This window comes from Rhodopirellula europaea 6C (genome assembly GCF_000338295.1).
GTDB classification, from domain to species: Bacteria; Planctomycetota; Planctomycetia; order Pirellulales; family Pirellulaceae; genus Rhodopirellula; species Rhodopirellula europaea.
Genome location: NZ_ANMO01000048.1, coordinates 14,732 through 40,378 on the forward strand (window position 1 = coordinate 14,732; position 25,647 = coordinate 40,378).

At 55.1% G+C, this 25,647-nt stretch carries 21 protein-coding genes; 5 read left to right on the forward strand and 16 right to left on the reverse strand.

Annotated features, from left to right (window positions below; all coding sequences use genetic code 11):
• Positions 1-46 precede the first annotated feature (46 nt).
• On the forward strand, positions 47-1,204 hold the full coding sequence (locus RE6C_RS04350) for an alkene reductase (RefSeq protein WP_039961176.1): 1,158 nt from the start codon (positions 47-49) through the stop codon (positions 1,202-1,204).
• A 75-nt stretch (positions 1,205-1,279) separates the two neighbouring features.
• A complete protein-coding gene (gene ahr, locus RE6C_RS04355; RefSeq protein ID WP_008654222.1) occupies positions 1,280-2,290 on the forward strand; it encodes an NADPH-dependent aldehyde reductase Ahr in 1,011 nt (336 codons plus the stop codon).
• A 53-nt stretch (positions 2,291-2,343) separates the two neighbouring features.
• On the opposite strand, the gene RE6C_RS04360 is transcribed toward ahr, so the two are convergent.
• The 10 genes from RE6C_RS04360 to RE6C_RS04405 form a co-directional block, all read right to left on the reverse strand.
• Positions 2,344-5,451, reverse strand: a complete 3,108-nt coding sequence (locus tag RE6C_RS04360) for an efflux RND transporter permease subunit (RefSeq protein ID WP_008654223.1) — start codon at positions 5,449-5,451, stop codon at positions 2,344-2,346.
• Positions 5,448-6,710: an efflux RND transporter periplasmic adaptor subunit gene (locus RE6C_RS04365; RefSeq protein WP_008654224.1), complete on the reverse strand. Its 1,263-nt coding sequence runs from the start codon at positions 6,708-6,710 to the stop codon at positions 5,448-5,450. The genes RE6C_RS04360 and RE6C_RS04365 overlap by 4 nt, the downstream gene beginning before the upstream one ends.
• Entirely contained in the window at positions 6,703-8,130 is a 1,428-nt protein-coding gene (locus RE6C_RS04370; protein ID WP_008654226.1) for a TolC family protein, read from the reverse strand. The genes RE6C_RS04365 and RE6C_RS04370 overlap by 8 nt, the downstream gene beginning before the upstream one ends.
• A gap of 76 nt (positions 8,131-8,206) precedes the next feature.
• Positions 8,207-9,241: a prenyltransferase/squalene oxidase repeat-containing protein gene (locus RE6C_RS04375; protein ID WP_008654228.1), complete on the reverse strand. Its 1,035-nt coding sequence runs from the start codon at positions 9,239-9,241 to the stop codon at positions 8,207-8,209.
• A 70-nt stretch (positions 9,242-9,311) separates the two neighbouring features.
• On the reverse strand, positions 9,312-9,662 hold the full coding sequence (arsC, locus tag RE6C_RS04380) for an arsenate reductase (glutaredoxin) (protein WP_008654230.1): 351 nt from the start codon (positions 9,660-9,662) through the stop codon (positions 9,312-9,314).
• Positions 9,663-9,747: 85 nt separating this feature from the next.
• Positions 9,748-10,479: an NAD(P)-dependent oxidoreductase gene (locus RE6C_RS04385; protein ID WP_052034919.1), complete on the reverse strand. Its 732-nt coding sequence runs from the start codon at positions 10,477-10,479 to the stop codon at positions 9,748-9,750.
• Between the two features lie 61 nt (positions 10,480-10,540).
• Positions 10,541-12,367 carry an NPCBM/NEW2 domain-containing protein gene (locus RE6C_RS04390; RefSeq protein WP_008654234.1) on the reverse strand — a complete coding sequence of 609 codons (1,827 nt, stop codon included), beginning with the start codon at positions 12,365-12,367 and terminating at the stop codon, positions 10,541-10,543.
• Between the two features lie 143 nt (positions 12,368-12,510).
• The gene (locus RE6C_RS04395) at positions 12,511-14,076 is read right to left on the reverse strand and encodes an ammonia-forming cytochrome c nitrite reductase subunit c552 (protein WP_008654235.1); all 1,566 of its coding nucleotides are present in this window, start codon (positions 14,074-14,076) and stop codon (positions 12,511-12,513) included.
• A gap of 82 nt (positions 14,077-14,158) precedes the next feature.
• The gene (nrfH, locus tag RE6C_RS04400; protein WP_039961182.1) at positions 14,159-14,695 is read right to left on the reverse strand and encodes a cytochrome c nitrite reductase small subunit; all 537 of its coding nucleotides are present in this window, start codon (positions 14,693-14,695) and stop codon (positions 14,159-14,161) included.
• 208 nt (positions 14,696-14,903) lie between these two features.
• Positions 14,904-15,353 (reverse strand): rhodanese-like domain-containing protein, encoded by a 450-nt coding sequence (locus RE6C_RS04405; RefSeq protein WP_039961183.1) that lies wholly within the window; start codon positions 15,351-15,353, stop codon positions 14,904-14,906.
• Positions 15,354-15,642: 289 nt separating this feature from the next.
• Between RE6C_RS04405 and RE6C_RS04410 the strand changes: the two genes are divergently transcribed.
• Positions 15,643-15,936, forward strand: coding sequence for a CoA-binding protein (locus RE6C_RS04410; protein WP_052034918.1), 294 nt, complete (start codon positions 15,643-15,645; stop codon positions 15,934-15,936).
• A gap of 32 nt (positions 15,937-15,968) precedes the next feature.
• Here RE6C_RS04410 and RE6C_RS04415 read toward each other — a convergent pair whose 3' ends face one another.
• The gene (locus tag RE6C_RS04415) at positions 15,969-17,363 is read right to left on the reverse strand and encodes an MBL fold metallo-hydrolase (RefSeq protein WP_008654247.1); all 1,395 of its coding nucleotides are present in this window, start codon (positions 17,361-17,363) and stop codon (positions 15,969-15,971) included.
• 126 nt (positions 17,364-17,489) lie between these two features.
• Entirely contained in the window at positions 17,490-17,951 is a 462-nt protein-coding gene (locus RE6C_RS04420) for a protein tyrosine phosphatase family protein (protein WP_008654249.1), read from the reverse strand.
• A gap of 358 nt (positions 17,952-18,309) precedes the next feature.
• Between RE6C_RS04420 and RE6C_RS04425 the strand changes: the two genes are divergently transcribed.
• Positions 18,310-19,221, forward strand: coding sequence for a universal stress protein (locus tag RE6C_RS04425; protein WP_008654251.1), 912 nt, complete (start codon positions 18,310-18,312; stop codon positions 19,219-19,221).
• A gap of 450 nt (positions 19,222-19,671) precedes the next feature.
• Here the strand turns inward: RE6C_RS04425 and RE6C_RS04430 are convergent, their stop codons facing one another.
• The 3 genes from RE6C_RS04430 to RE6C_RS04440 form a co-directional block, all read right to left on the reverse strand.
• The gene (locus RE6C_RS04430; protein ID WP_008654253.1) at positions 19,672-20,619 is read right to left on the reverse strand and encodes a universal stress protein; all 948 of its coding nucleotides are present in this window, start codon (positions 20,617-20,619) and stop codon (positions 19,672-19,674) included.
• A gap of 190 nt (positions 20,620-20,809) precedes the next feature.
• The gene (locus RE6C_RS04435; protein ID WP_008654255.1) at positions 20,810-21,721 is read right to left on the reverse strand and encodes a universal stress protein; all 912 of its coding nucleotides are present in this window, start codon (positions 21,719-21,721) and stop codon (positions 20,810-20,812) included.
• The gene (locus RE6C_RS04440) at positions 21,718-23,178 is read right to left on the reverse strand and encodes a sigma-54-dependent transcriptional regulator (protein WP_008654256.1); all 1,461 of its coding nucleotides are present in this window, start codon (positions 23,176-23,178) and stop codon (positions 21,718-21,720) included. The genes RE6C_RS04435 and RE6C_RS04440 overlap by 4 nt, the downstream gene beginning before the upstream one ends.
• A gap of 379 nt (positions 23,179-23,557) precedes the next feature.
• Here RE6C_RS04440 and RE6C_RS04450 point away from each other — a divergent pair, with 379 nt between their 5' ends.
• Positions 23,558-25,009: an ATP-binding protein gene (locus RE6C_RS04450; RefSeq protein WP_008654259.1), complete on the forward strand. Its 1,452-nt coding sequence runs from the start codon at positions 23,558-23,560 to the stop codon at positions 25,007-25,009.
• A gap of 166 nt (positions 25,010-25,175) precedes the next feature.
• Here RE6C_RS04450 and RE6C_RS04455 read toward each other — a convergent pair whose 3' ends face one another.
• Positions 25,176-25,514: a zinc ribbon domain-containing protein YjdM gene (locus RE6C_RS04455; protein ID WP_008654260.1), complete on the reverse strand. Its 339-nt coding sequence runs from the start codon at positions 25,512-25,514 to the stop codon at positions 25,176-25,178.
• Positions 25,515-25,647 lie beyond the last annotated feature (133 nt).

Consider the following 25,647-nt stretch of genomic DNA (forward strand, 5'->3'; position numbering starts at 1 on the left):
GGCTACCGCCTAAATGAACCGTAGAGACTGACCCAAAGCAACCCAAATGGCTTCCAATAAGATGAACGCTTCCACATCAAACGCTCCCAAGTCCGCATTGTTCCAGCCGCTGGAGATCGGCGGACTGACGCTACCCAACCGCATCGTGATGGCTCCGCTGACACGAGCACGCGCCGGGGTGGAACGCATGGCTAACGAAATGATGGCCGAGTACTACACGCAACGAGCTTCCGCTGGTTTGATCATCAGCGAAGCCACCGTGGTGTCCGAACAAGGCATCGGGTGGCCTCAATCACCGGGGATCTACAACGACGAGATGGCAGAACGATGGAAGATCGTTGTGGATTCGGTTCACGAAGCCGGCGGCCGAATCTTTCTGCAGTTGTGGCATACCGGGCGTGCGTCGCACAGTGATTTTCACGATGGCGATCTGCCGGTGGCGCCATCGGCAATTGCGATTGAAGGCGACGGCGTGCACACCCCGTCAGGAAAGAAGCCTTACGAAGTTCCACGCGCTCTCGAAACCAACGAACTGCCGGGCATCGTGGAGGACTATCGCAAAGCGGCCGAACGTGCCAAGTCGGCGGGCTTTGACGGTGTAGAAATTCACTCCGCCAACGGCTATCTGTTGGACGAGTTCTTGCAGTCCAAATCCAATCACCGCGAAGATCAATACGGTGGCAGCATCGAGAATCGTTACCGACTATTGGGCGAAGTTGTAGATGCGGTCACGAGCGTTTGGCCAAACGATCGTGTTGGTGTCCGGTTGGCTCCCAATGGCTCGTTCAACGACATGGGATCACCCGACTATATCGAGCAATTCACCTACGTCGCACGGCAACTTGATCAGTATGGGCTCGCGTATCTGCACGTGATGGATGGCACCGGTTTCGGTTTTCACGAACTCGGACCCGCGATGACGCTCGCGGATTTCCGGAAAGTATTCAGCGGTACTCTGATGGGCAACGTTGGCTACACGCGAGAGTCCGCGGAAGAGGAAATCGTGGACGGAGCGGCGGATCTGATTGCTTTCGGCCGTCCATACATCAGCAACCCGGATCTCGTGGAGCGTTTTGAGAATGGGTGGCCTCTCGCTGATGCGGCCGACATGTCCGTTTGGTACTCGCACGACGCGGAAGGCTACACCGATTTTCCAACTTACCAAGCGGAATCGAAACAGCACGAGTCCTGCGGCGCCAAATAGGAAGCGTTGAAGTTTCTGCCAAACGTCGACGATCAGCTGGTCGCACTCCCAATTCACTTTTGAAGAGAGATCTCAATGAAGACCGTTCATGCCTACGCCGTCAAAGAATCCAAAGGAACCTTTGAAGAGTTCGAGTATGAACTCGATGACATCGGTTCCGACGAGGTCGACATCGACGTCGAATCGTGCGGGATTTGTCACAGTGACATCAGTATGGTCGACAACGATTGGGAGATGAGCGAATACCCGCTCGTTCCCGGACACGAGGTGATTGGCAAGGTTTCGTCGGTGGGCGATCACGTCACTCATCTATCGGTGGGCGACCGTGTCGGTCTGGGATGGCATGCGGGTTATTGCATGGTGTGCGACCAATGCATGAGCGGTGATCACAATTTGTGCAGCGATGCTCAGGCAACGATTGGTGGCCGCCACGGAGGATTCGCCGACACCGTCCGGGCTCAATCAGCCAGCGTCGTGAAGATTCCTGATTCGCTGAATGCGAAGGAAGCGGGGCCACTGCTGTGCGGAGGAATCACCGTATTCAATCCTTTTGTTCAATTGGATCTATCACCAACCTCTTCCGTCGGTGTCATCGGGATCGGCGGGCTCGGGCACCTCGCCCTCAAGTTCGCAAACGCCTGGGGATGCGAAGTTACCGCGTTCACCTCCGAATCCAAGGAGGAAGAGGCCTTGGAAATGGGCGCTCATCACACGATCAACTCGCGAGACATGGATGCGATCAAGAACACGGACCTGCGTTTTGACCTAGTGATTTCAACCATCAATGTGCCGCTGGATTGGAACGCCGTTCTTGGAACGCTGAAGACTCACGGTCGTTTGCATATGGTCGGTGCGCTCACCGAACCAATGGAAATTGGATTGCTGCCGCACATGCTTTTTAACCAACTGACGCTGGGTGCATCCCCCGTGGGACCGCCGGTCATCATTCGACGAATGCTGGACTTTGCCGCTCGCCACCAGATCGCTCCCGTGACCGAGCACTATCCGATGAGCAAAGTCAATGATGCGTTTGAACGGCTTCGCAGCGGTGACGCTCGTTACCGGATTATCTTGGATCGCGACTGAAGCGACGAGTCGTGATTCCACGTCGGTGCTCAATCAAAGAGTGATTGTCACCATCACTCTGTTTCTGGTGCGAACATCTTTTGGATGTCTTCCAGAATCAGATACAGACATGGCACCAAAACGAGAATGATCGCTGTGGCGAAGAGAATGCCAAAACCGAGCGAGATCGCCATTGGAATGATGTATTGAGCTTGTAGCGAGTCTTCGAAGATAAGCGGCGTCAAACCGCCAAACGTCGTCAGGGTGGTCAACATGATGGGACGAAATCGACGGAGTCCGGCCTGTGAGATGGCATCGAATGCGGATTGATCTTTTCGATGGCGGTTTGCATAGTCGATCATGATCAGTGAGTCATTGATGACAACGCCCGACAGGGCAATCACTCCCATCAGACTGACCAGTGACAGGTCATAACCAAGCATGATGTGTCCGATGATCGCGCCAACGACGCCGAAGGGGATTGCAACCAAAACAATCAGCGGTTGTACGTAGCCTTTGAATGCGATCGCGAGCAGCGAATAGATCACAGCGAGCGCCAAGCCGAACGATCCCCAGAGTGACGCGGTAGCCTGTCGCATCTCCGCATCGCTGCCTTCAAAGCTCCAGGTGATTCCGGGGAAGTCTTCACGAAGCTTGGGAAGTTCCGAGTTTCGTAAAGCTTCGATGACCTGAGTAACGGCACGTTTGGGTTCCACATCCATCGAGACACTGATCGTTCGTCTGCCGTCGCGGCGATTGATGGATCGAAACGCCAGCGTTTCTTCCACTTCGGCGACGTCCATTAGCGGAACCTCCGCTCCGCTCGGTGTGCGAATGATCAAATCTTCCAGGTTGTGAATGTCCTCACGCTGTTCTTCGGGAAGCTTGACTCTGACTTCGGTTTCGTTGGTTCCACGAATCAGTCGCAACGCCAATGATCCAAAGAAGGCACCTCGCAATTGTTCGCCCAGTTCTTCATCGGTCAGGCCAAGTGAACGCCCCTCCGGACGAAGCCGGAAATCGTATTGCGTTTTTCCTTTGTTGTAGTTGTCGTTGACATCCCGAGCGTTGGAATACAGTTCGACTCGTTCAACGAATGCGGTGGCGGCTTGCTCCAACACCTCAATGTCGCTGTGACTGAGGTCAATGCTGATGTCGCGTCGGTAACCGCCCGGTCCTCGTTCGGCTTCAAAAGTGACTTGATTGACACCTGGCAAGTCGCCGATCTGCTCACGCCACAAATCGATGACCTCGTTGGCAGTCATGTCTCGTTGGTCCGGTGGTTTCATCACGATTTCGACGTCGATGAAACTCTGGCCGCGGACGTTGGTTTTGATGCCTTCGGCAACCTCGTACAGGTTGTGTTCTTCGAACATCTTGATGCTCGCTTGCGTCACCGTGTCCGCAATTTTCGCGGCTTGATCCTGCGTCGTACCAACTGGCATTCGTACGCCGGCTTCGATTTCATCAGCGGACACTTCTGGCATCAGGATCAATCCCATGTGAGCACTGGTCGCATAGCCGCCGATCACAACGAACAACGCGAGAGCCAATGAGGCGGTGACGTATCGATGCCGAAGGCTGAGGATCAGGATGGGACGATAAAAGAATTCCACCAAACGATTGAACGCTTGGCTGAATCGTTGCTGCAAATGGTGCAGCCGCGCACCGATGCTGTTGGGATTTCGTCCCGCGTCGCGCGCGTGGGCCAAGTGAGCCGGAAGGATGAACAGAGATTCAACCAGCGACAACGCCAGGACGATGATCACAACGACCGGCAAGGGACCCCAGAATTTGCCGGTTTCGCCAGGAATGAACAGCAGCGGAACGAACGCGACGATGTTCGTCAGGATGCTGAACGTGACCGGTCCAGAGACTTCTTGGGTACCTTCGACAGCGGCGGCTTCGTGATCCTTGAGTGTCTGTCGTTTCTCGTAAACGTTTTCTCCCACGACCACCGCGTCATCGACGACGATGCCCAGCACAACAAGAAAGCCGAACAACGAAATCATGTTGATGCTGACACCGGCGGCAGGTAGCAACAACACACCGCCGATGAAAGAAACCGCCATTCCCATCATCACCCAGAACGCCAAACGGAATTCAAGGAACAAAGAGAGAATCACCAGCACGATGACGACGGCCATCGCAGCGTTCTCGGCGACCAACATCAAACGTCGGCGGAATTCTTCGGCGTTGTTGCTGTCGATTCGCCACTTCACGCCTGGTGGAAGAGCCGTTTCGAATTCTTCCATTGTCTCTTGGACTGCTTCGGCCACATCCATCGGCGACTGTGATCCGACACGATAGATGTCGAGTTCGACCGATGGCGTTTGGCTGAATTGTGAGTGGAATCCGACTTCTTCAAATCCGTCGCGAATTGTGGCGATATCACCGAGCGTCACCATCGGACCGTCTCGCCCGGCCACGATTTCGATGCCAGCGAACTCTTCCGCCCATTGTTTGCGAGCTTTCACACGGAGCAAGATTTCGCCGGCGGTCGTTTGCACGGAACCGGCCGCGACATCTTGGCTGGACGTGCGAATGATTTGAGCGACGTCGGGAAGAGTCAGCCCGTACTCACGCAAACGTTGACGTGGGATTTCGACATGCGTCACATACGCTGGAACGCGACGCAATTCGACTTGTGTGATCTGTTCTTTGGATTGCAGTTGATCGCGAAGTTGTTCAGCCAACTTGCGCAGTGCCCAGACGTCGATCGGACCGTAAATCGCGACCTGCATCACTTCTTGCTGACGAGACTGCAGTCGCACTTCGGGTTGTTCGATTTGATCCGGAAAGGTGCGGATCCGGCTGACTGCTTGGTCGACGTCCTGCAAGACTTTCATGCGGTCTTCGCCGCCGACCAATTCGATCAGAACTTCACCACGGCCTTCGCGAGCTTCGCTGGTGACTTCTCGAATGCCTTCGACACCCCGAACGGCTTCTTCGATCGGACGCAAAATTCCCTGTTCAACTTCTTCCGGGGCGGCGCCCGGGTATCCAACGGCGACTTCGACAATGTCGAGCTGAAACTGAGGGAAGACTTCTTTTTGAATCGCATACGCTGACCAGATGCCACCACCGAGCAGCAGCAACATCAACAGGTTGGCCGCAATGGAATTGCGTGCCATCCATGCGATGGGGCCACCCTCGGGAACCATCTTGCTCAACGACGTCACTCGGTTGTCTCCTCAGTTTCGTCGGAGTCCACCGTCTCTTCACTCTCTACTTCATCGTCCGTGATCTTGCGCAAACCAACTCCGTCGGCCACGGTCGCCAGCGTGGTCGTCACGATGTCTTCGCCTTCTTCAATCCCTTCACGAATGTAGGCGTACTCTGCGTCACGAAAGACCACCTGAGTCTCGCGAATTTCGAGTTGTTCTTCTTTCATCACCCAGACCGTGTCCTGATCGCGGACATAATCGCGAGGCATGCGGATCACATCGTTGATCTCTTTGCCTTCGATTTGCGTTTCGATCAACGTGTCCAAGATCAATGGTGGTGCATCCGATTCTCGTCCGAGCGGATCGGCGACTGTGATCAAGACACGAGCCAGTCGAGTTTGTTGGTCGAGGGTTCCGATCAACCGGGCGACCCGGCCTTCGCGTTGCGCGTCGGGCCCCCAAGCGTCCGTGTTGCGCAGGATGACCTTGGATCCTTCGGTCGATGTTCCGTCATCGTTAATTTTAGGGAATTGAATCCATCGCAATGTTCGAATGGGAACCGCCGCCATGATCCAATACTCGTCCACACCGATCAGACGCGCGAGCTCGTCGCCCGGTCTGACTTGAGAACCGATGTTGACCGATTGCGTCAGGATTTGAGCATCGAATGGAGCGGTGACTTCCGTTCGATCGAGGTCCAGCTGCGCTCGTTCCAGCGATGCTTTCGCCGCTGCCATCTCCGCTTTGATCGATGCGATTTGAGGTTCCCGCAACACAAGGCCGCGGTTGGTGTCGTCGATGGTGTCTTCGAGCATTTCCAGCTCTTTCACCGCCAGACGCTGGCGAGCTTGTTCGATTTCCCACAACGCTTCTTTCTGCAGCAATTCACTGTTGCTGATCGAGACCGCGTTTTCGAAGTCCGACGGATCGATCCGCAGCAACAGGTCGCCTTTGCTGACCATGCCGCCGGGGATGAATTCAGGCGAGAGCTCAACCACTTGGCCGCTGATTCGCGGGCCAAGCGTGATGTCCTGGGCTGGTTCGACGGTTCCGAGCACCACTAACTGAGGCGAGTAGGTGCCTCGTTCCGCAGTGATGGTGTCCACCAAAGCCGACGATTTTCGCGTCGCGTTGATCTGCTGGGCGGTGGGTTCGGTCTTGTTGATCACGACCACCGCGGCGGCGGACGCACCTAGAATTGCCAAGCAGGTGATGGTGGTACCAAGGATGCGAAGCCAGCGCCATTTGGGTCGCTGTTTCGACGCATCACTCATCGACAACGGTCTCCGGGATGATTTCCACGGTGGATTCCAATAATTCAAAGTCTTGTGGACGGGTGTCAAAATCGCCTGCCAACGCCAAGTACAGCGAGACGCGAATGAGCACCAAGTCTAGTTGAGCCGAAAGCGTTTCGCGCTGCAATCTTTGCTGTGCCGTGATTGCACTGAGCACGTCCAGATAAGTCGCATCACTGATCAGATATTGCTCTCTCAACTGCTCGGAGGACTGTCGAGCCAGTTCGACTTGATTTTCCAGGTGTTCGATCCGTTCGAGCTGGTAGCGTTCTTGGGCCAATGCGTCTTCGACTTCGCTGAATGCGTTCAGCATCGTCTGCCCATAAACATTGAACAATTCGCGTTTGACGGCCGCGTTTCGGTCGACTTCAGCCCGGCGCTGCCCACCGTCAAACAGCGGGGCAATCATTTGTGCACCGATGGATACGAACCAATCGCGGAACAGCGTTTCGGGGGATTCCGACACGTTCAGCAGCGATCCCGTGAGATTGATCCGAGGATATTGGGCACTGATCGCGGAAGCCAGGTCTCGGTCAGCAGCACGGAAGGCCAAGTAATCACGCCGAACGTCTGGCCGGCGTTTTAGCAATTCCGAAGGCAGGCCAGTCGATGGCAGAGGCGGCAACGGTGGCAGAATCGAACCGGGCTCGTATTCTGCGGCTTGAGGCATCTCGCCAAGCAGCACCGCGAGTTGATGTTCCAGGACTTCGATGCGGACTTTCTCGACGACGATTTGCTCCAGCGTCGCTTCGACCAGTTGTCGCTGTCGAAGCACGTCGGGGCTGCGGATCAAACCTGAGGCAAAGCGTGCTTCCTGTAGCGCCAGCCCCATCTGGTTGTTGTCGAGTTGTTCGTTGAGCAACTTGATTTGGGCGTGCCCTTCGATCAGCGAGAACCACGTTCGAGCGATCTCTGCGGTCAGGGTCAATGCAATCGCGTGGTAGTCTTCTCGCGTGGCGGATGTTCGCAAGCGTTCGGCATCCACGCGGGATTCAATTTCGCCCCACAAGTCGACTTGGTATCCGGCATCCAATCCCCAAATGAAACTGGAACGATCTCTGCCCGGACCCATCGTGCTGCCATAGTCAGCAACTCCATTCAGATCCGGCCACAGATCGGATGCTTCGCGACGTGTCACGGCTCGGGCCGCATACAAACGTTGTAGAGCCGCGGCGAGAGTGAAGTTGCCTTGCAGTGCAACTTCAATCTCTGCGTTGAGTGTCGGATCGTTGAAGCTGGTCCACCAACGATCCGGCGGAACCACTTCACCCGGAGTCGAAAACGGTGGCGGGGTTTGTGTGCGGAAGGTCCAAGTGCTGTCTGGATTGGCGCAGCCGACACCGATCAGTAGCAATGCAATGAGCCACCGGGCGGGGAGCAACCTCGCGAATCGAACCATAGACATGAAGGCCGAATTACGAGATTCGGCGGTCCGAAATCCAGTCCAATTCAGGACTTGTTACATATCGCGGTGGTTATTCGTCGTGTTTCACGCTCGCTGACTGTTTCGCGTTTGTTGACAAAGCGATGACCGCCCAAGCACTGCCCCAGTCATTCGCGGTTGGAGTCGCATGACCTTTCGCGGATGCTTTGGTGCCGGGGACTTTCCAGCGCCCATTGGGTTCTTGAGTCGCGAGGAGGTACTTCACCGCAAGATTCAAAACACTCGAGTCCGTGCCTGTCATCGCCAGAGCGTGCAGGGCGTATCCGGTGCCCAGCGCGTCGCTCCCGTCCGCCAATTTCCACCCCCAGCCACCATCTTCGTTTTGGTGATCCAACAACGCGGATCGCCATTGTTGAGTCGATGCGTGGGGCAGCGATTGTTCGGATAAACGGCGATCCATCTCACGAGCTAGCAACAACCGAGCGGCCAAGAACTCCGTTGATTCGGGCTGGTCGATGGAGTCGACGAACTGGATCGCGGTGGAGGGATCAAACTCAACGTGCTCTCTCATCAAGGCGAGCGCCGTCCAAGCCGTCGTTGTGGCGGTGGTCTCTTTTGTTGGTCGACGTTGAGCGGGAAGTTGTCCGCACGCACGCCAGGATCCGTCAGCGGATTGTTCTTCGAGCAGCTTCTCTGCAAAACGCGATCGCCAGTCAGTGCCGCCCGGAACAGAGGAGGCATTCGTACGAGGGATCGCCAGCAAGAGTTGCGTCATCGTGTCGATGTTCGCTGCCATCGTCGCGGACTTGTCCAGATCCTCCTTTTGCTCTGGTTTGACGAAGTTGGCGACATCGGTGGACCAACTTTCCCAATCATCGAGCTGGTCGGAAACGGCGATCGATTCGGTTCGCCGAGCGGCTTCGTGACTCCAAATTAGAGTCGGGATCTGATGGCATGAAACACACCCGCGTTTTTCAATCCACCGTCCACCGGCCTGCTGAACATATTGCAATCCACTTTGGATCGAACGCGTGGCGTCCTGCGACCACGCAGGTTGGCCAGCCAACGCCACTCCGCCGATCCAAATCAAAGCACTCGTTGCGGCAACGCGAGATCGGAAAGTCATGGAAAGTGCCTTCGGGGAGAAACGATCGCGGATACCACTATCCTATCCTGATCGCATCAGTCGATCTCGATCAGGCTTCGAGAATCTCAGCGATCTTTTCCGTTGGACGGCCAATCGCGGCTTTTCCGTTGTGGATCACGATCGGACGTTCGATCAACTTGGGGTTCTCCACCATGGTGGCGATCCACTGTTGGTCGGTCAGCGTTTGCTCACCCAAGTTCAATTCTTTGAACAACGCTTCTTTCTTACGGACCAAGTCCTTCGCGGGGATGCCCAGTAACTTCACGATCTCGGCGAGTTCTTTTTTCGTTGGCGGCGTGTCCAGGTACTTGATGACCTCTGCTTCGACGCCGCGTTCATCCAGCAGTTGCAAAGCCTGACGTGACTTTGTGCATCGAGGGTTGTGATAGATCTTGGTCATACTGAGGTCGAGTTGAGAATGGAGTACGAGGGCGGTCGAGTTGGAGCAAGCTGTGTGAATATCTGAAACGTCGGGACGAGATCATTCAATCCCGGTTGTAGAGCACCGGCGTTTTGCCTTTCCAACGGTTCCATGTTTCGTCGTCGGAGATCAACTCGGCCATCAGGTGAGCGACATTGATGCGGCTTGATTTTCCAGAGTTAAAAAGCGGGCTGCGAATCGGCGAAGGTTCAAGGTCGTACTTGGTGACCTCGTCCGCATCGTGCAGCGAGTCCGGACGAATGATGGACCATTCAATGTCGGGGTCACCTTCATCGCTTTGAGTTTGCAGGAATTCAGCCGCTTGTTCGTTGTCGACGTGAGGTGGAACCAATGTTCGCAGCAATGCGAACGCGCATCGTTCCGCGATCGAATGGGTTTCGTTCAAGCGATGATTTCTGACTCCCGACGAGCTCATCAGCACGAAGCGAACCGGCTTGGGGGCGGAGGATTTCCGGGCCGCTTTGCACAACCGTTCGGCCGCATTCGTGACCAACCGGCGCGGTTGGCCGTACATGCCTTTCAGTGTCAGGTTGTGACCCAAGCACGATGCAATGGCATGGCAACCTTCGACCTGAGCGATCAGTTGCTGGTCGGTAAGATCGAGCAGACTTCCCTCGGTGACCGTGAAGGCGGCTTCGTCGAATTCGCCCAGCAGTTCACGAAGGCGCGAGATGGATCGAATCACAGTCACCACATGGTGCCCGCGTTTGAGCAGTTGCTGAATCAACAAGTGACCTGTTTGACCGGTTGCTCCGGCCACGAAAACCTTCGACATCACAATTTCCAAAAAGACATGTTGGCCAAGCAAAGTGCCAATGCGAATCGGCGGATGGGAATCATCGCGTGAGCAATGGTTCGACCCAGATTCCCCAATCGCCACCGCGACCGTTGCCGCCATCGGTCACCTTCAGAGTCAGGGTTTGCACCTTGCTGACATCAATGTCGAACGCACTGCCCTGGCCGGCGGTCACGCGAGTTGCTTTCCACAGCGATTTGCCATCACCAACAATCTCAAAATCGACTTGCCCAAACAAGTTGCCTTGAATCCCACTGCGTCCGCGAAGACGTTTCCAGTTCCCATCAAGTTTGTAAATGTGTTTGGCTGGTGCGTGAGCGTAGATTCCATGAGCAAAGTAATCGCCACCCAGAGACAGCAATCGCTTTCTATCTGGTACGGAGTTGTAGGTGGGCCGCAGCCATCCCACTTCGGCCGACTGTGGGCGAATCGTCGAGAGCCAAATTGATTTGGTGGTCGTTGGGATCTGGTCAGAGTCAATCGAAATTGCTTGTTCGAGGTTTTGAAAACGCTCCAACACCCTTTGGCCGATGCTGGCGAGCTCATCGTCTGAGCCCGCGATTTCGCGAAGCAATTGGGTGGCGTTTTCGACCGAGCCAGCTTGCAGTTGATCGATCACCGGTTTCAGTTCCAGCTCCAGTTTCGCGATCGAAAGGTCGGGTGTTCCATCCGCATTGATGCTGTACCGCAGCGAACGCGTGCTCGTCGTGCCGTTGACGTGACAGGACACGATTCTCAGTTCACCGGATGTCTTCGGGCGAAGCGGACCGCTGCGCATGGAGAATTTGCCGTCAGTGCCCGGAACGGATGTTGCCGTTGTCGCGTCGTAGTCGCCACCTCCATCCGGATCGCAATAGGCAACTACCGCGTGCGATGGAATCGTACTGTTGACACGCCCGTCAATCTGGATCGATTGCTCTGGGCCAACCGACAGACGCAAGGCATGGAAGTCGGTGGCGGGGCGATCGTAGATCGATCGGGCGACTTGCCGGTTGAAGACCGGATGAGCCGCCAATCGAAACGCATGAGTTTGAGTGATGAAAGTTCCTTTGCCTTCGCCACGCAATTGTTGGGCATAGGTTCGATTGCCCGATCCCATCAAAGCTGTGCCACGTTCGGCTTCGTCGACACGTTGGCGACAATGTGGCAACGAAAGAGCATGGCCGAGTTCATGGATCACGCCGCCAATGAAGATTGAGTTGTGACGGCCAATCGTGATGCGTCCGTATTCGCCGTCTCGGATCGGCGTTGGGTCACGAAAGCGACGGGTGTCCAGGATCTCGGAATCGCATTGCCAAGCGGTTCCCGATAGATGACTGCCGCCACCGTAGTAAGGACTGTGATGTGAGATCTTGCTGGCAACGGGATCGTAGTCCATCAAGTTGCAAAACAGCAGCAACACGGATGCGTCGGCGTCGATGCCGCGTTGCCGCAAAACCGGGATCACTTCGTCACTGATTTTCTGTCCATCGGGTTTGTCGTAGTCCGTTTGTTCACCGACCACGTCAATAATGTCGATTTGTCCTCGTTCGTTTCGCAATGTGTGCATGGAACGATTCGGGAAACCATGTCGCTTGAGTTCGCTCTCATAGAACTTCGCGGTTTCCTCGACGATCCTACGGATTCGTGCGGTGTGGTTGGCCGCCGGTTGACGATCGCGAGGCGTGAAGTACACCACGACAACACGACCGGGGGATTCGATCGGATCCACCTTGATCGCTTGAGCGATTCGCTTGCGAGCCGTGGCAACGGACGAAGCAGACGCCTGCATTCGAACGGCAGGGGGCCCGTCGGCGAGACAAGTCCTGGTGCTTGGAGCGAACACCAACGAGATCGCCAGAACGGCAAGCATCGAGAATGATTTCATCGGTGGGCGAATCGTCTGCGTCAAAAGGAAACGTGCATGGCCGTGGGCATCTCGGATGCTCATGATCGGCCATGCGGTGCAGACTCATCAAGGGGAAGAGACCGGCGCGAAGGCCAGGCGTCTTCCAATTAATTGATCGCAGGTTATTCGTCCGTCGAAGCTTCGGAGTCTTCCGGACTCGCGTCTTCGGAAGCCGCTGGTTCCACATCAATCCGGTACGCTTTCGCGATCGCTTGTCGGCTGTAGTCGATCGATTCACCCAGGATTCGTGCGGATTCTTGGCTGGCATGGAATCCCTTGCTGTTTTCGCTGGCAATGTAGTCCAGACGCCACATCGCTTTGCGTTGCAAGTCACGAATCGGTTTGAGTTGTTCTTCGGTTGCACCGGCCTCTTGGACTTCGATGATCGCGTCCAGCATTTCGGTCATCGCATTGGCAGCGCGATCGATCAGAGCTCTTGTTCGGTCTTGGATCACGTCCACGCGAGCTTTGATTTCGGCCTCGGGAACCTTGTGGCAGGTTTGGCAGGCCTTGTTGATGTTCATCATCGGGCTGCGAACCCAGTGACTGCTGACCTTGGTCGCACCGACCTTTTCGAACGGCATGTGGCAATCGCTGCAACTGACGCCGGCTCGGGCGTGAATGCCTTGGCTCCAAAGTTCGAACTCAGGGTGTTGAGCTTTGTAGACTTTGGTGCCGGTGGTTTTGTGAACGTAGTCGTAGAACTCTCCGCCATCGGGGAACGTGGTGGCGTCCCATTCGGCCTCGAGGTTTTCCATCTTCAATCCGTTGCTCCAGGGGTAGGTCAACGTCATCTTGTTCGCACAGTAGTACTCGACGTGGCACTGGCCGCAGACAAACGATCGCATCTCTTGGCGAGTCGCCATCGTGTTCGGATCGTAGTCGCCCTTTTTGCCGCTATCACGCCAGGACTGAATGCTGGGCAAGTGTGGAACTTCAGCGTCGCTCTTGGCAAGTTTGTCGATGCCCAAGATGAATCCGGGACGAGTGACTCGAATCGACATCGTCTCGGGGTCGTGGCAATCCACGCATGAAACCGGATGGGCACCGCCGACATGGGGATCGCCGCTCGCGGCGTCAAATCCATCGGGAGTCTTTTCGAGTTCCGCATGGATCTCTTCGTACTTCTTGGTGCTGACCGATCGGAAGCCCGCCAAGACCGCCTCCTGTTGAAACCCATCGGCCAGTGATTTCGCGTCGGCCGGTTTGCCTTGTTCTTCCAATCCGATGCGTCGGTACGTCGCGGCGATGGACGCGTGGCAGTGCAAGCAAGCACCGGATTGTTGAACGTCGGTCACTCGCTTGGTGACTTCTTGGTCGGCCAACATGTGAGCGTGACCACGTGCTTCGCGATAATCAATGCTGAAGGCATAGCCAGCAAACAATCGTTTCAGCCAAGGCGATTCTTCCAGCTTGCTGGGTGGCAGAGCGTGGTTGCCGCCGAAGTCGGTGTAATCGTCGTTGACCGTTTTCAGGTAGTCCTCGTATTGCTGCGGGAAGTTCAGACCCCAGGGTTCTGGGTCGGTGCTGATTTCAGTGACGTCGACCACCTTGGTGAACGGAGCCCTGGCCTCTTGCTTGCGTTCAAAGATGTTGACCAGCAACGCGACAACGCCGAAGGTTGCGAAAGCGGTCAGTGCGGTCAATAGAATCAGCCATCCGAAGCTGCGTGGTTGCTGATCGGACATGACAAACCTTTGCGAACGAAGATTGAAAGAAGAGGACGAATAGGAAAAACGTCAAAGAACGAGGTCGACACCAAAAACGGTGTCAACGCGGATGCATCCAGTCCACTTTGCCGTGACCCGCATGGCCGACGTCGGCATGGCAATGGACGCAGTTCTGCATGTCACCTTGCGAGGTCGCGGGCAACAACGCATGCACAAAATCTCGATGGCAGTCCACGCAAGTGCTCTGAGTGACTCGGCGGTTGCGTGGTTTGATTTCGATCGGATCGGAATAGCCACCCAAGGTGAATGCCAAGGAGTGGAAGAATCCATTGTCGCCTTTGACGACCCACTTGCCGATTTTGTCGTGCGGCAGGTGGCAATCATTGCAAACGGCAACATGGTGGTGAGAACTCTGCTGCCAAGAATCAAAGTGCGATTGCATCACGTGACAATTGACGCACGTCTCGGGTTGGTTGCTCAGGTAGCTGGCGCCTTTGCCGTAACCGAAAGTGAACGTGCCGATACCGGCGAGCAGTCCGAGTACCAAACAAAAGGCAAACGTTGCTTTTGAATTCCGGGTTTTCGCGGAGTTCTTGGTCGGCATCGGTTCCGACGGATCGCCGGTGGCAGATCGCATGATGATCCATTCCTTTCGCGTGACCCAAGACAAGTCAGAGATGACTCGCTTGGTGAAATGGAATGTAGCAACTTGCTTGTGCACGTGCACGTTTTGAACAACGGAATTCTGCTCTGATGTCAGAACTTCATCGGCCCCTATTCACTGCGGTCGGACTTTTGCAATCTTGGTGTGCTAGTTTGCCCAGTTGTAGTGTTCGCTTGTGACCCTATGGCACGCTCTCGTAACCATCCGGTGCGCGGAGAAGCTTGTTATGCGTGTGGACTCGTCGTGTGGGCTGCCCATGTGGATTGACGAGCTCGCCACCGGCTTCACACCACCCCAGTATTCCCGGTCGATAGTTACGAGCTTGGATTCCGTTTTGCAGGCAACGTTGAGCGAAAAGCAAGCTGCGACCGCCGACCGTGCAGGACGCAATCACCGTTCGGTTTTGGAGATCGTCCCGCTGCAACCAAAATTCGTCCATCGAAATGGCACCGGGGATTTGCGAAACATCTCGCTCGGATTGTGAACGGACATCCACCAGGACGAATGACTCGTCATCCTGTTCTAGCAAGGCGCGTAGTTCCTCGGTCGAGATATCTTCGACTCGGCTTCGCCTGACGAACGGGGCGATCCAATTGAGCCAGCGAACAAATTGCTCGGAAAGCCAAATCATCTGCATCCCCTAAACGACAATTGAAATGCGAAGTAGGTCGTCGATCACCTGAAAAGCATCGGTGAAAAAGTAAACAATGCGACCACGATCTACGATTGAATTTACCGGCGAAGGTGCCTGTGACGTTACTGAGATTCGTTTCGAAGGTCTGAGTATGATCATCGGTGACAATTCATAGACCCATGGTACCGAAATGTTGTCATCACAACGGGGGATGCATCGATACGTTCAGTTGACGAACCAACACATTCCTCGATTCCGGATCATGTGAGATGCCATTTCTAAGCATTTGTTCGCTTCGACCGATGCCGTCGCGGGAGCGTCTGTTCGCCAGAGAAAGTTTGGCGACCAAGCGTATGGTGCGTTAATCGAATCGGGACGCAGGATTTGTCCGCTGGTCCCCATACCCGAAAACATCGAAGGCCATCAAGCTTACCCGCGGATCCCAGATCTATCGGAGGTGCCGAAATCGGTTTCCTTCACTACCCCGCCCGAGGTGACCGTGATCGACGATGGCAGTTACATCTTGGTGTTGCTTGCTTGTGAATGCGAGCAACTTGGCGTTCGAGACCTGGAAGATTGAGGGCCTGGAAGACGGAATGTGACCGTCGCCGGCTATTTTTCGACGCAGTAGCCCGCGTTTTTCCAGGCACTCATGCTGCCGGGCACGTTGTGAACCTGCTGGAAACCGTTTCGTTGCAACACGCTCGCAGCGATGCTCGCTCGATACCCACTGCCGCAATAAACCGCGACGGGTTCGTCTCGGTTCAGGTCCAACTCGCCGTTGACGCCGTTTCTCATCTCAGCGACGTAGTGGTGTTTCGCTCCTGAAATTCGATTGGATTCGAACTCGGAAGGGGCACGGACGTCGAGGATCTGAAACTCACTCTGGTGTTCGTTCAGATCGTGAACGGTGAGTTGTGGAGTGGTCGACAACGGCAGTCCGGCATTGTCCCAAGCTTTCATACCGCCGACGAGATAGCCTTCGAAGCGATGCAATCCGACGACCGCAAAATGCCACGCGATCCAATCCAATTGGGTCTCATCATCCGCGACGAGCAAGATCGGCCGATCGTAGTCGAGCATGTCGCCGGCCCAGACAGATAGTTCAGGTCGGTCACCCAAGTTGATTGCACCCTCAATGTGGCCTCCACCAAACGCGAGCATTTGACGTGTGTCGACGAGCTGTGCTTGGCCAGTCTGAATGGCTTCTTGGAACCGTTTCGGAGGCAGGCCCGGAACGACGGGAGCGTGACCAATCAGATCGGGACCCTTGGCATTGATCTTCTTCAGAATCGGATAGTGTTGGGGCACCGGCGGGGCACCCTCGCTGACGAACTTTGCGAATTCGTCAAAGTCTTCGTGCTGCAAGAACGCATTGTTTTTCCGTTCCTGGCCAATGGTCGTCATCGGTCGTTCACCGATGCTGGCTCCACACGCCGAACCCGCACCATGACATGGGTAAACGATGACGTCATCGGCGAGTTTCAGGTAGTAATCACGAAGCGTTGAGAACAGTTGCTTGGTGAGCTCTTCGGTTTCTTCCTCCCCCAGCAAATCCGGGCGACCAGCGGATCCGACGAAGAGCGAGTCACCACTGAGCACACCCCAAGGTTCGTTTGGCGAATCGGAATCAGCCAGCTCGTACGACAAATGTTCGGGCGTGTGACCAGGCGTGTGTCGGGCGGTAATTGTTGTGGATCCGAATTCAAACGAATCTCCATCCTTGATTCTTTGAACGTCGAATCCGTAGCTGGCATCGCCTTCACCGCTCGCGAAAATCTTTGCGTTGCCGACTCTGGACTGCAGTTCGCGCGAACCGCTCATGAAGTCCGCGTGGATGTGAGTCTCAAAGATGTGCGTGATTGCGACGCCGTGTTGACGGCTGAGCTGGACGTAGGTCTCGACGTTTGGTTGTGGGTCGATGATCGCCGCGGTTCCGGTGCTGTCATCGCCGATCAAGTAGGACAGTTGCGAGATTCCTTCCGTTTGAATGCTCTCAAAAATCATGGTCATCGGACTCACCTGGATGTCTGGAAAAAAATGTCAGTGGAATCGGTCCAGCGAGGTTCGTCGTGGAACCTCGCTGGGTTCCGTTGCCGCAAATGAGCGACCGCGGTTCGAGTTCCCAAAAGATCAATTCGCGGCAGCTTGCGTGCGGTTGTCGACGTATTGCTTCACGAATTGTTCCAGCTCGGGTTTGTCGCATTCGAAGCCCATCTCTTTGGCTTTCTCGAGTGCTTGTTCGCCCGAGATGCCTTGTTCCACCGCGGTGTGCATCATCATCATCGCTCCGGCCCGCTTGCCACTTTTGCAGTGAGCGAAAACCGGTTTGGGAAGCGATTGATATTGCTCCCGAAATTGATCCACTTTCGTTTCGTCCATACCGTCCATTGAGACTGGGACGTGGAGATACTTCAGGCCGGTTCCCTGCACGACCTCGCCTTCTTCTTCTGGAGACAAGGGCTGTTCGTCCTCTCCCGCCGTTCGAAAGTTGATCACAGAACGAAAGCCGTCGTCTGGCAACGCTTTCAGTTCTTCCTGGCTGGGTTGTGGGCCGACGGTCAATTGATCGTTGAATTTCATTCGATTTGACATAAGGAACTCCGTGTCCGATGGGGATGTTTTGGTTGGAAAGTGTCGTCTGTCGAAGATCTACCAATGAGCAACTGATGTTCCAGATGCTTGTGCCCACCAGCACGGCGGTGCTGAATTCGATTGCCTTTGTGAGCTGATGCCGTGTTCTCGCCGGGACATCCTCAGGTGGAAACGCAATGTGTGCAAACGCCGGACATCGGTGTGACGGATCGCACACTTCCAGGCGTTTGAGTGCCGGAAAACCGGCTTGGACGGTTTGGCACCAAGATTGCAATTTTGTGAAAAGGACCACCGCTGCGAGCGATCAGGCGTTGCTATCTAGGTTCGGGATCGCATTTCAAAACCAGGAGTCAGAGTCATGCACAACGTTCTGTTGGCCATTGATGGGTCGAAAGCTTCAGAAGAAGCCGCCAAGTTTTTTGCTCGCATTCCCCACTTTGATCCAGTCGAATTGACCCTGGTGTCGGTTGTTCATCGACGCTTTGTGCATGCCAGCTATGCGACCAATGAACTGGTCGAAAAAGCGTTTGAACAGGATCGCGTGGACGCTCTGCGAAGCTTGGATCGCATCGCCGAGCTGTTCGATGGTGCGAACGTTCGCGTGCGATCGGAACTGATCGAGGGCGTCGTTGGTGAATCCATCGTGCAAAAGGCGAGAGACATTCGGGCTGATCTGGTGGTGGTGGGAGCGACCGGGCACTCCCAAGTCAGCCGCATGTTGCTTGGAAGTATTAGCGACTTCGTGGCAACTCATTCGCCGTGCAGTGTTTTGGTCGTGCGTCCCCAATCCATTCCCAAAGCTTCTGCTCCACTAAAAGTCTGCTTGGGTTACGAGGGCACCGGCCCGTGCCAAGCCGCCTTGGAAGAGTTGAAAGAGAGTCCTTGGCGTGGAGAAACGGAACTGCATGTTGTGACGGTTGCCGCTTGCCTGAACGAGATGTACGCCGATTCGGACTGTGTCCAGCACTACAAGGATCAACTCGTCCAAGCAAAAGAACAGCTTGAAGAAGTGTCGGATTCTGTAACAACCCACTTCATCGAGGACGTTCACTACGGCGAAGGCATCACGCGTTTTGTGGAAAGCCACGACATCAACTTGGTTGTCTTGGGCGAAACGCCTCGATCGCAGTTCAGTCGTTTCCTCTTGGGAAGCACTTCCCAGTACGTGCTGAGACACGTTCCTTGCAGTGTGTGGATCACTCGTAACCGAATGATCGAAGGCTTGAAGGGGAAACAGTCCAAGTCGGATGCACGCTCGGCGTTGAGCTGAAGGCGATTGCTTGAATGAGCAACGAAGCGACGGTCGATATCAATCGATCGTTGGCTCGGCAGTCAGGACGTAGCGTGGAAACGCTACGTTGTACTGGCCGTTTCGGCGTTGGAGGGCTGTTGATTAAGTCGTGTACCGAATAGAAACAGTTAGCCGATGGGCGTTAGCCACGGTAGGCATCTGATCAACCGCCGCTAACGCTGTAAGGCGTATTAAATCAACAGCCCGTTAGCCAAGGTGCTTACCACGAAAACCGCGGCTAACGCCCAATCGGCAAATTTAGTATGAGGCCGTCCAGGTAATCACTCTCAACGAAAACCAATTTGGTTGAGAGGCCGGACGTTTCAGGTTGCTGCGAGGCTCGGCTTCCTAAGCACCAGGGGCCAATATCCGAAGGCTCTGTGCCCGCCGAAGGCTCTGTGTCGGCCGAAGGTGCTGGGCCAGCGAACGTCAGGTGCCGGCCAAAGATTGCTCGGCGATCTGTCGATGTGCTTTAGCCCGGTCTTCTCGATCGCGAATGATCAGGACGCTGCAATCCGCATGGCGGAGGACGTAGCGTGAGGTGCTGCCCAGGAACACGCGGGTGAGCAAGCCACTGTCGCTGTCGCCCGTCACGGCCAAGTCACATCCGTGTCGACGTCCGTATTCGACCAATGCTTCGCCCACATGGTCCGACTCGACGAGGTGACTCTCGGTGTTCAGGCCAAATTCTTGAAGCTTCGTTTCGAAGTCGAGGATCTGGGCTTGAGCCTGTTCGTACTGTGCCTGCCATGCCACAGACGCTTGCTGACGAAGGTCTTGTCGATAGAACGAGAACCGGTCCAGGACGCGAACCAAATGAACTTCCACGTTGGGACGCAACTTCAATTCACGTAGCCATGCCAGCATTCGTTCGTCTTCCGGGCGTCCCGACAACGCCAGCATGATCTTTTGCAAGTCCGGTTCCACATCGGCTTCGCTGGTGGGACGCACAACGAGAGTACTCGTGTCCGCGTGCGTGGCCACATAGTCGGACACGCTGCCCAGCAGCACGCGTTCGATCGCGGAGTGTCCGATCGCACCGAGAACGATCAGGTCCGCGCCGGATTCCTCGGCCACATCTAACAAGGATGATGTCGGTGGTCCAATGGGCACATGGGTGTGAACCGAGTGAACATGGTCCTGAGACGTCAAATCGCTCGCTACTGCCTCAATCGCTTCGCGATTTCGGTCGGTTTCGATTTCTAGGAAACTGCCGAAATCCATCGGCATGCTCATCCCACCTGTGTCGACCAACATTGGCGGTGCAACCACAGAAACCAAGTCAAAATCAATGGGCTTTCGAAGCGGTAAGCGTGTCGCAAACTCAACCGCTTGTTGCGAGTAAGAAGACGAATCGACAGCCAGTAGAATTCGCATTGTTCAATTTCCAAGTCGAGGTTCTGAACATGATTGTTTCGAAAAGTTGAAGTTTCCAACCCCATGCGAAAGGAAGCATTTGCAAGGTTCAGGCCAACTGACATTTTGTTAGGAATGGCAACACGAGTGTGACGCGATGTCACACATTGGCCTTGCCGCGAGACAGATCGCACGGATCCGAGTTCCGTGGCTAGCGAACGATCAACACGGATTGGGTGGCGTGCCGGACGACAAAGCGACTGACGCTTCCCAGCATAACTTGCTCCAGCAACGAGTCATCTTGGTCGCCGACGGCAATCAAATCACACGCATGCTCGTTCGCGTATTCGAGGACCGCCCGTCCGACATTCGGCGACTCCAGTAAGTTTGATTTAACGTTCATTCCTAGAGCTTCCAAACGCGGTCGGGTGGACTCCATCAGCTTCCAGGCCGCGGATCGGACTTCTTCCATGTAGGCGGCGACTTTTTTGAGCAAATGCAGCTCGTACTCGGGGTGTGTTTCCATCACGTGAACCAAGTGCACTTCGCAATTCGGTACCAGTCGCAACGCTGCGATCCAGTCCGGCAATGCGTTGTCCGATTCGGCATTGCTGATGGCGATCACCACACGCGAAAATAATCCTTGAGACGGTTCGTCATCTGTTTTGACAGGTCGATGCACCAAGCAGGTACGCGTGGAGCGATTGGCGACATAATCAGAGGTGCTGCCCAAGAGGATTCGCGAAAAGGCCGAATGACCGACGGAGCCGATCACAATCCAGTCCGCGTCGAACCGTTCGGACATTTCTATCAAGCCGCGACCGGCATGTCCTTTCGAAACGGAGATCTCACACGAGCTGAACGTTTCACCGAACTTCTGCTGCAGTTGTCGTAGTTGAGTGTTTTCAGTCTCAACTCGCGAGTCAAACACATCCTGCGGGATCCACGGCATGGATGTGTCATCGATGGTGTATAGCGGCGGTTCTGGGACAACCGTTGCCAAACAAACTTCGCAGGCCGCAGCCAATGCGGATTCGGATAACGCCTGCAATGCTTCGTGCGAGGGGGCGGAGGAGTCAATGCCGACAAGTGTGCGAAGCTTGGGGTTGTTGCATGCAATCATAGCGTTTCTTCCGCTGGCATGCCTTGTTCGAAACGTTCGAGCAGTCGATACAGTTTGCGTCGATGTATACCCAAGTGGCGAGCTGTTTTGGCCTTGTTTCCTCCGAGCTGTTCCAGCACCTTCAATACATGTGTCTTGATCAAATCGTCCACTTTCAAGCTGCTGTCCCCGAGCATCAGGGGAGGTGTCGATTCGGCTGGGGATTCTTCGTCGATAGGATCCGCGCAGGTGGTTTCTTCACCAATGCATGATCCGTCCGAATTCGCAGACGAATCCGGTGTCGAACCGGAATTGGATGTCAGATTGGACAATTCGCGGGGTAGATCATCCATTGTGATCACTTGGTGATCCGCCAGGATTGTGGCTCGCTCGACGACGTTGATAAGCTGTCGAACGTTGCCGGGCCAATGGTACTGAACCATCGTGTCGAGAGCTTCTTTATCGAAAGACCAACCGCGCGGGAGGAAATGATGAAGCAGCAGTTCAATGTCGCCTTCACGTTGTCGAAGGGGTGGCAGATTAAGCGTGAGAACATTGATGCGGTAAAGCAGGTCCTCTCGAAATCTGCCTGCTTGGACTTCTTCCAAGAGATCGCGGTTGGTGGCGGCGATCAGTCGCACTTTCACTTTGCGTTCTCGATGGCAACCGATCCGGCGAAGCGATCCATCTTCTAAGACACGAAGCAATTTGGGTTGCAAAGCGGGAGGCAGTTCGCCGACTTCATCGATAAAGAGTGTGCCTCCGTCTGCGACTTCAAACAGTCCCGGTTGATCGGCCGTGGCTCCTGTGAACGATCCCTTTTGATGTCCAAAGAGTTCGCTCTCGACCAACTGGGGCGGCAAGGCGGCGCAGTTGATCGTCACGAATGGTCGATCTGCCAAATCGCTCTGTTGCTGGACCGATCTCGCGACGACTTCCTTGCCTGTCCCGCTTTCTCCTTCGATCAGAACCGGTTTTCGAGTTGGAGCAACTTTCGTGATCATCCGCGAGAGTTCTTTCATCGTGAGCGAATTGCCGATGAGTTTGGGAGTCGGGCGGTTTCGATGCACGATCGCTTTGAGCTGTTGGTTTTCTTTCTTGAGGTGGCCACGCTGCTGAGCCAGTTGGACGCGGTGTTCGAGATCAGCGAGTGAACATGGCTTGGTCAGAAAGTCGCAAGCACCCATCTGCATCGCTTGCACGCACGCCTCGATGGTTCCTTTGCCAGTCAGAAAAACAACTTCGACGTCGTGGGATTCCTCGTGGACGCGTTGCATCAACTCCAGTCCACTCATGCCGGGCATGTCGATGTCGAACACGGCCACGTCGAATGCCTCTCGGTCGAGGAACGACAGGGCTTCGGCTCCACTGGCTGCCAACCGGACCGTGTGTCCCATCCGCTCCATGAACTTGCCACAACTGCGACGGTAGTCATCTTCGTCATCAACGAGAAGCATTTTGATGGCGGTTTGGCTCATGGTGATACCGATCAAGAAGAAGACGTGTCAGCGATCTGTGTTCGCTCAGATCGAACTGCGATCCCTGTTCCAGCACGCCAAAACCTGGCAGGAAGCCTTTTGGCCCTCTATTTCGTGCGTCAGGGATCACTGGGTGTGCATTATGGCACAGTTGACGCAGGCGATGACAGCAAACTCCAAAACGAGCTGCGGTGAAACCATTTCTCGTAGCATCGGCAGAGCCGGCTGTTCGATAGGCGTTAGCGGGCAGGTTCGTTGAGCGGTGGTGTCACAAACCACCGCATGGCATGACGTTCGCGATGCGAGCGAGTGATAGAAGTGTCGATTTCAGAAATGCAAGAAGAATCGTTTTGTCGCCATCCATTTGTCGTCTGACCCCATGACTTATCTCAACCACATTCTCATCATCGAGGACGAGCTTGATGCTGCCGAATCATTGTCGGACATGTTGTCCATCGATGGGTTTGAAATCACAATTGCTGCGAGTGTGCAAGACGCGATGAAGCTGTTGGAGGAGCAGCGGTTTGGCGTGATCTTGACGGATCGACATTTGCCCGATGGTTTGATCGAGCATCGACTGCAGGAAATCTTGGAAGTCAGTTCCAGGACACCCGTCATCGTTGTGACGGGGTACAGCGATCTGCAAGCTGTTATCCTTGCGTTTCGCCAAGGGATCTCGGACTACGTGATCAAGCCGATCATCCCGGAAGATTTGATCCATACCGTTCGTCGGATTCTTGACCGACGTGTTTTGGAGCAGCATCTCAAGGTCGAGCATGCCTTTGCCGAACGCATCCAGTCAACGGCCGAAGCGATCATCTTGGTGATTGATTTCGATGGCCGAGTGATCCACTTCAATCGGTTCTTTACGGAGCTGACGGGCTGGGCTCAGGACGACCTGATCGGAGAGAATTGGTTCGAGCGATGTATCTATCCGGAAGACAGGGATCTATTGATCAATGTTTGCGACACGATGTCTCGAACCGATCGCTATCGTGGGTGCACGAATCGGATTCGTTGTAAGAACGGCGAGGCTCGCGAAATTCGATGGTCGAATTCCAAGTGGAGTGAATCCGATGGCGGTCAGCAGTTCATTCTCGCCATTGGAATCGATGTTTCCGACTTGGAAGAAGCGACTCAGCGTGCCGTTCGTGCGGAGCGTTTGGCTGCGATCGGAGAAACCGTCGCGGCCTTGGCGCACGAAAGCCGTAATGCGATTCAGCGAATCAATGCAGCGTCAGAAGTCCTTGCGATCAATGTTCGCGGCAATGTGGATTCGGAAGAGGAATTGTCCGTTGTCCAGCGAGCTGCATCCGATTTGTCGACGCTGCTAGAAAGCGTGCGAGCATTCGCGGCACCGATTCAAGCGAAGATGGAGTGTGCGGACCTTCGTGAGATATGGCGACGGTCTTGGGATGATCTGAAGTGCAAACGTTCGGGCCGCGATGTTCTGCTGGTTGAGAATGTGACCAGCTGTTTGCGAGAAGTGAAAGTTGACGTTTGCCGGATGGAGCAACTTTTTCGCAACCTGTTTTTAAATGCGCTCGAGGCCAGTGACGGTCCCGTTCGCATTGAGATTGACTGCGAATGCAACGAAGAAATGGTGTGTTTGAAAGTGATCGATGACGGACCGGGGCTCAGTGCGGAGCAATCCGCTCATCTGTTCGAGCCCTTCTACACGACCAAGCCAACCGGAACCGGTTTGGGGATGCCCATTTGCCAACGCATTGCGGAAGCTCATGGCGGCACGATCGCCGCCGGGAATCATTCGAATGGAACGGAGGTGGCGATTTGCGTTCCACGAGTGAAGGCAGCAGTTTTGGTGAGCTGATTCAAAGATTCAAACAGATACTCAGGTATCATCGGGTATGTGAGCCATTCGGCGTTGGCCACGGTTCCCACGCTTAACCGGGGCCAACGCCCAAACGGCTCACGGGATTCAATCCAATCATTCCTGCTCGTCCTGTCGATCGCAGGCATTCCACGACGCCGAGCGATCAGGCCTTGCGCACAAACTCGGACTTCAATCCCATCGCTCCGATTCCATCGATCTTGCAGTCGATGTCGTGGTCGCCATCGACCAAGCGGATGTTCTTGACTTTGGTGCCCACTTTGACCGTCTGGCCGGCACCTTTGACTTTCAAGTCCTTGATAACAACCACCGTGTCGCCATCTTCGAGTGCGTTCCCGTTGGCGTCGCGAATGACGTCTGCTTCCGTCGCGGCCTCGGCCTCAGCTGGCGACCATTCATGCCCGCAGCTGGGACAAACCAATAGGATGCCATCTTCATAGGTGAATTCGCCGGCACACTCGGGGCAATTTGGCAGGTCACTCATTCGAAAAAGTTCGTTTGATGGGATCGGATAGGATGAAACGTCATTGTCGCAGGTTGAGCGGATGCGCGTAGTGGACGTTGCCTTTTGAATGCATTCTATCGTCTGCCCTCTCCATTTCTTATGAGGGAGCACG

What these genes read in the sequence shown, in the direction of transcription:
- RE6C_RS04430 (WP_008654253.1), bottom strand. Translation starts at nt 20,619, where the DNA reads ATGCGAATTCTACTGGCTGTCGATTCGTCTTCTTACTCGCAACAAGCG.
- RE6C_RS04415 (WP_008654247.1), bottom strand. Translation starts at nt 17,363, where the DNA reads ATGATTTTTGAGAGCATTCAAACGGAAGGAATCTCGCAACTGTCCTAC.
- RE6C_RS04435 (WP_008654255.1), bottom strand. Translation starts at nt 21,721, where the DNA reads ATGATTGCATGCAACAACCCCAAGCTTCGCACACTTGTCGGCATTGAC.
- RE6C_RS04425 (WP_008654251.1), top strand. Translation starts at nt 18,310, where the DNA reads ATGCACAACGTTCTGTTGGCCATTGATGGGTCGAAAGCTTCAGAAGAA.
- ahr (WP_008654222.1), top strand. Translation starts at nt 1,280, where the DNA reads ATGAAGACCGTTCATGCCTACGCCGTCAAAGAATCCAAAGGAACCTTT.
- RE6C_RS04350 (WP_039961176.1), top strand. Translation starts at nt 47, where the DNA reads ATGGCTTCCAATAAGATGAACGCTTCCACATCAAACGCTCCCAAGTCC.
- RE6C_RS04450 (WP_008654259.1), top strand. Translation starts at nt 23,558, where the DNA reads ATGACTTATCTCAACCACATTCTCATCATCGAGGACGAGCTTGATGCT.
- RE6C_RS04370 (WP_008654226.1), bottom strand. Translation starts at nt 8,130, where the DNA reads ATGGTTCGATTCGCGAGGTTGCTCCCCGCCCGGTGGCTCATTGCATTG.
- nrfH (WP_039961182.1), bottom strand. Translation starts at nt 14,695, where the DNA reads ATGCGATCTGCCACCGGCGATCCGTCGGAACCGATGCCGACCAAGAAC.
- RE6C_RS04405 (WP_039961183.1), bottom strand. Translation starts at nt 15,353, where the DNA reads ATGATTTGGCTTTCCGAGCAATTTGTTCGCTGGCTCAATTGGATCGCC.
- RE6C_RS04375 (WP_008654228.1), bottom strand. Translation starts at nt 9,241, where the DNA reads ATGACTTTCCGATCTCGCGTTGCCGCAACGAGTGCTTTGATTTGGATC.
- RE6C_RS04385 (WP_052034919.1), bottom strand. Translation starts at nt 10,479, where the DNA reads ATGTCGAAGGTTTTCGTGGCCGGAGCAACCGGTCAAACAGGTCACTTG.
- RE6C_RS04440 (WP_008654256.1), bottom strand. Translation starts at nt 23,178, where the DNA reads ATGAGCCAAACCGCCATCAAAATGCTTCTCGTTGATGACGAAGATGAC.
- RE6C_RS04420 (WP_008654249.1), bottom strand. Translation starts at nt 17,951, where the DNA reads ATGTCAAATCGAATGAAATTCAACGATCAATTGACCGTCGGCCCACAA.
- RE6C_RS04390 (WP_008654234.1), bottom strand. Translation starts at nt 12,367, where the DNA reads ATGAAATCATTCTCGATGCTTGCCGTTCTGGCGATCTCGTTGGTGTTC.
- RE6C_RS04395 (WP_008654235.1), bottom strand. Translation starts at nt 14,076, where the DNA reads ATGTCCGATCAGCAACCACGCAGCTTCGGATGGCTGATTCTATTGACC.
- RE6C_RS04365 (WP_008654224.1), bottom strand. Translation starts at nt 6,710, where the DNA reads ATGAGTGATGCGTCGAAACAGCGACCCAAATGGCGCTGGCTTCGCATC.
- arsC (WP_008654230.1), bottom strand. Translation starts at nt 9,662, where the DNA reads ATGACCAAGATCTATCACAACCCTCGATGCACAAAGTCACGTCAGGCT.
- RE6C_RS04455 (WP_008654260.1), bottom strand. Translation starts at nt 25,514, where the DNA reads ATGAGTGACCTGCCAAATTGCCCCGAGTGTGCCGGCGAATTCACCTAT.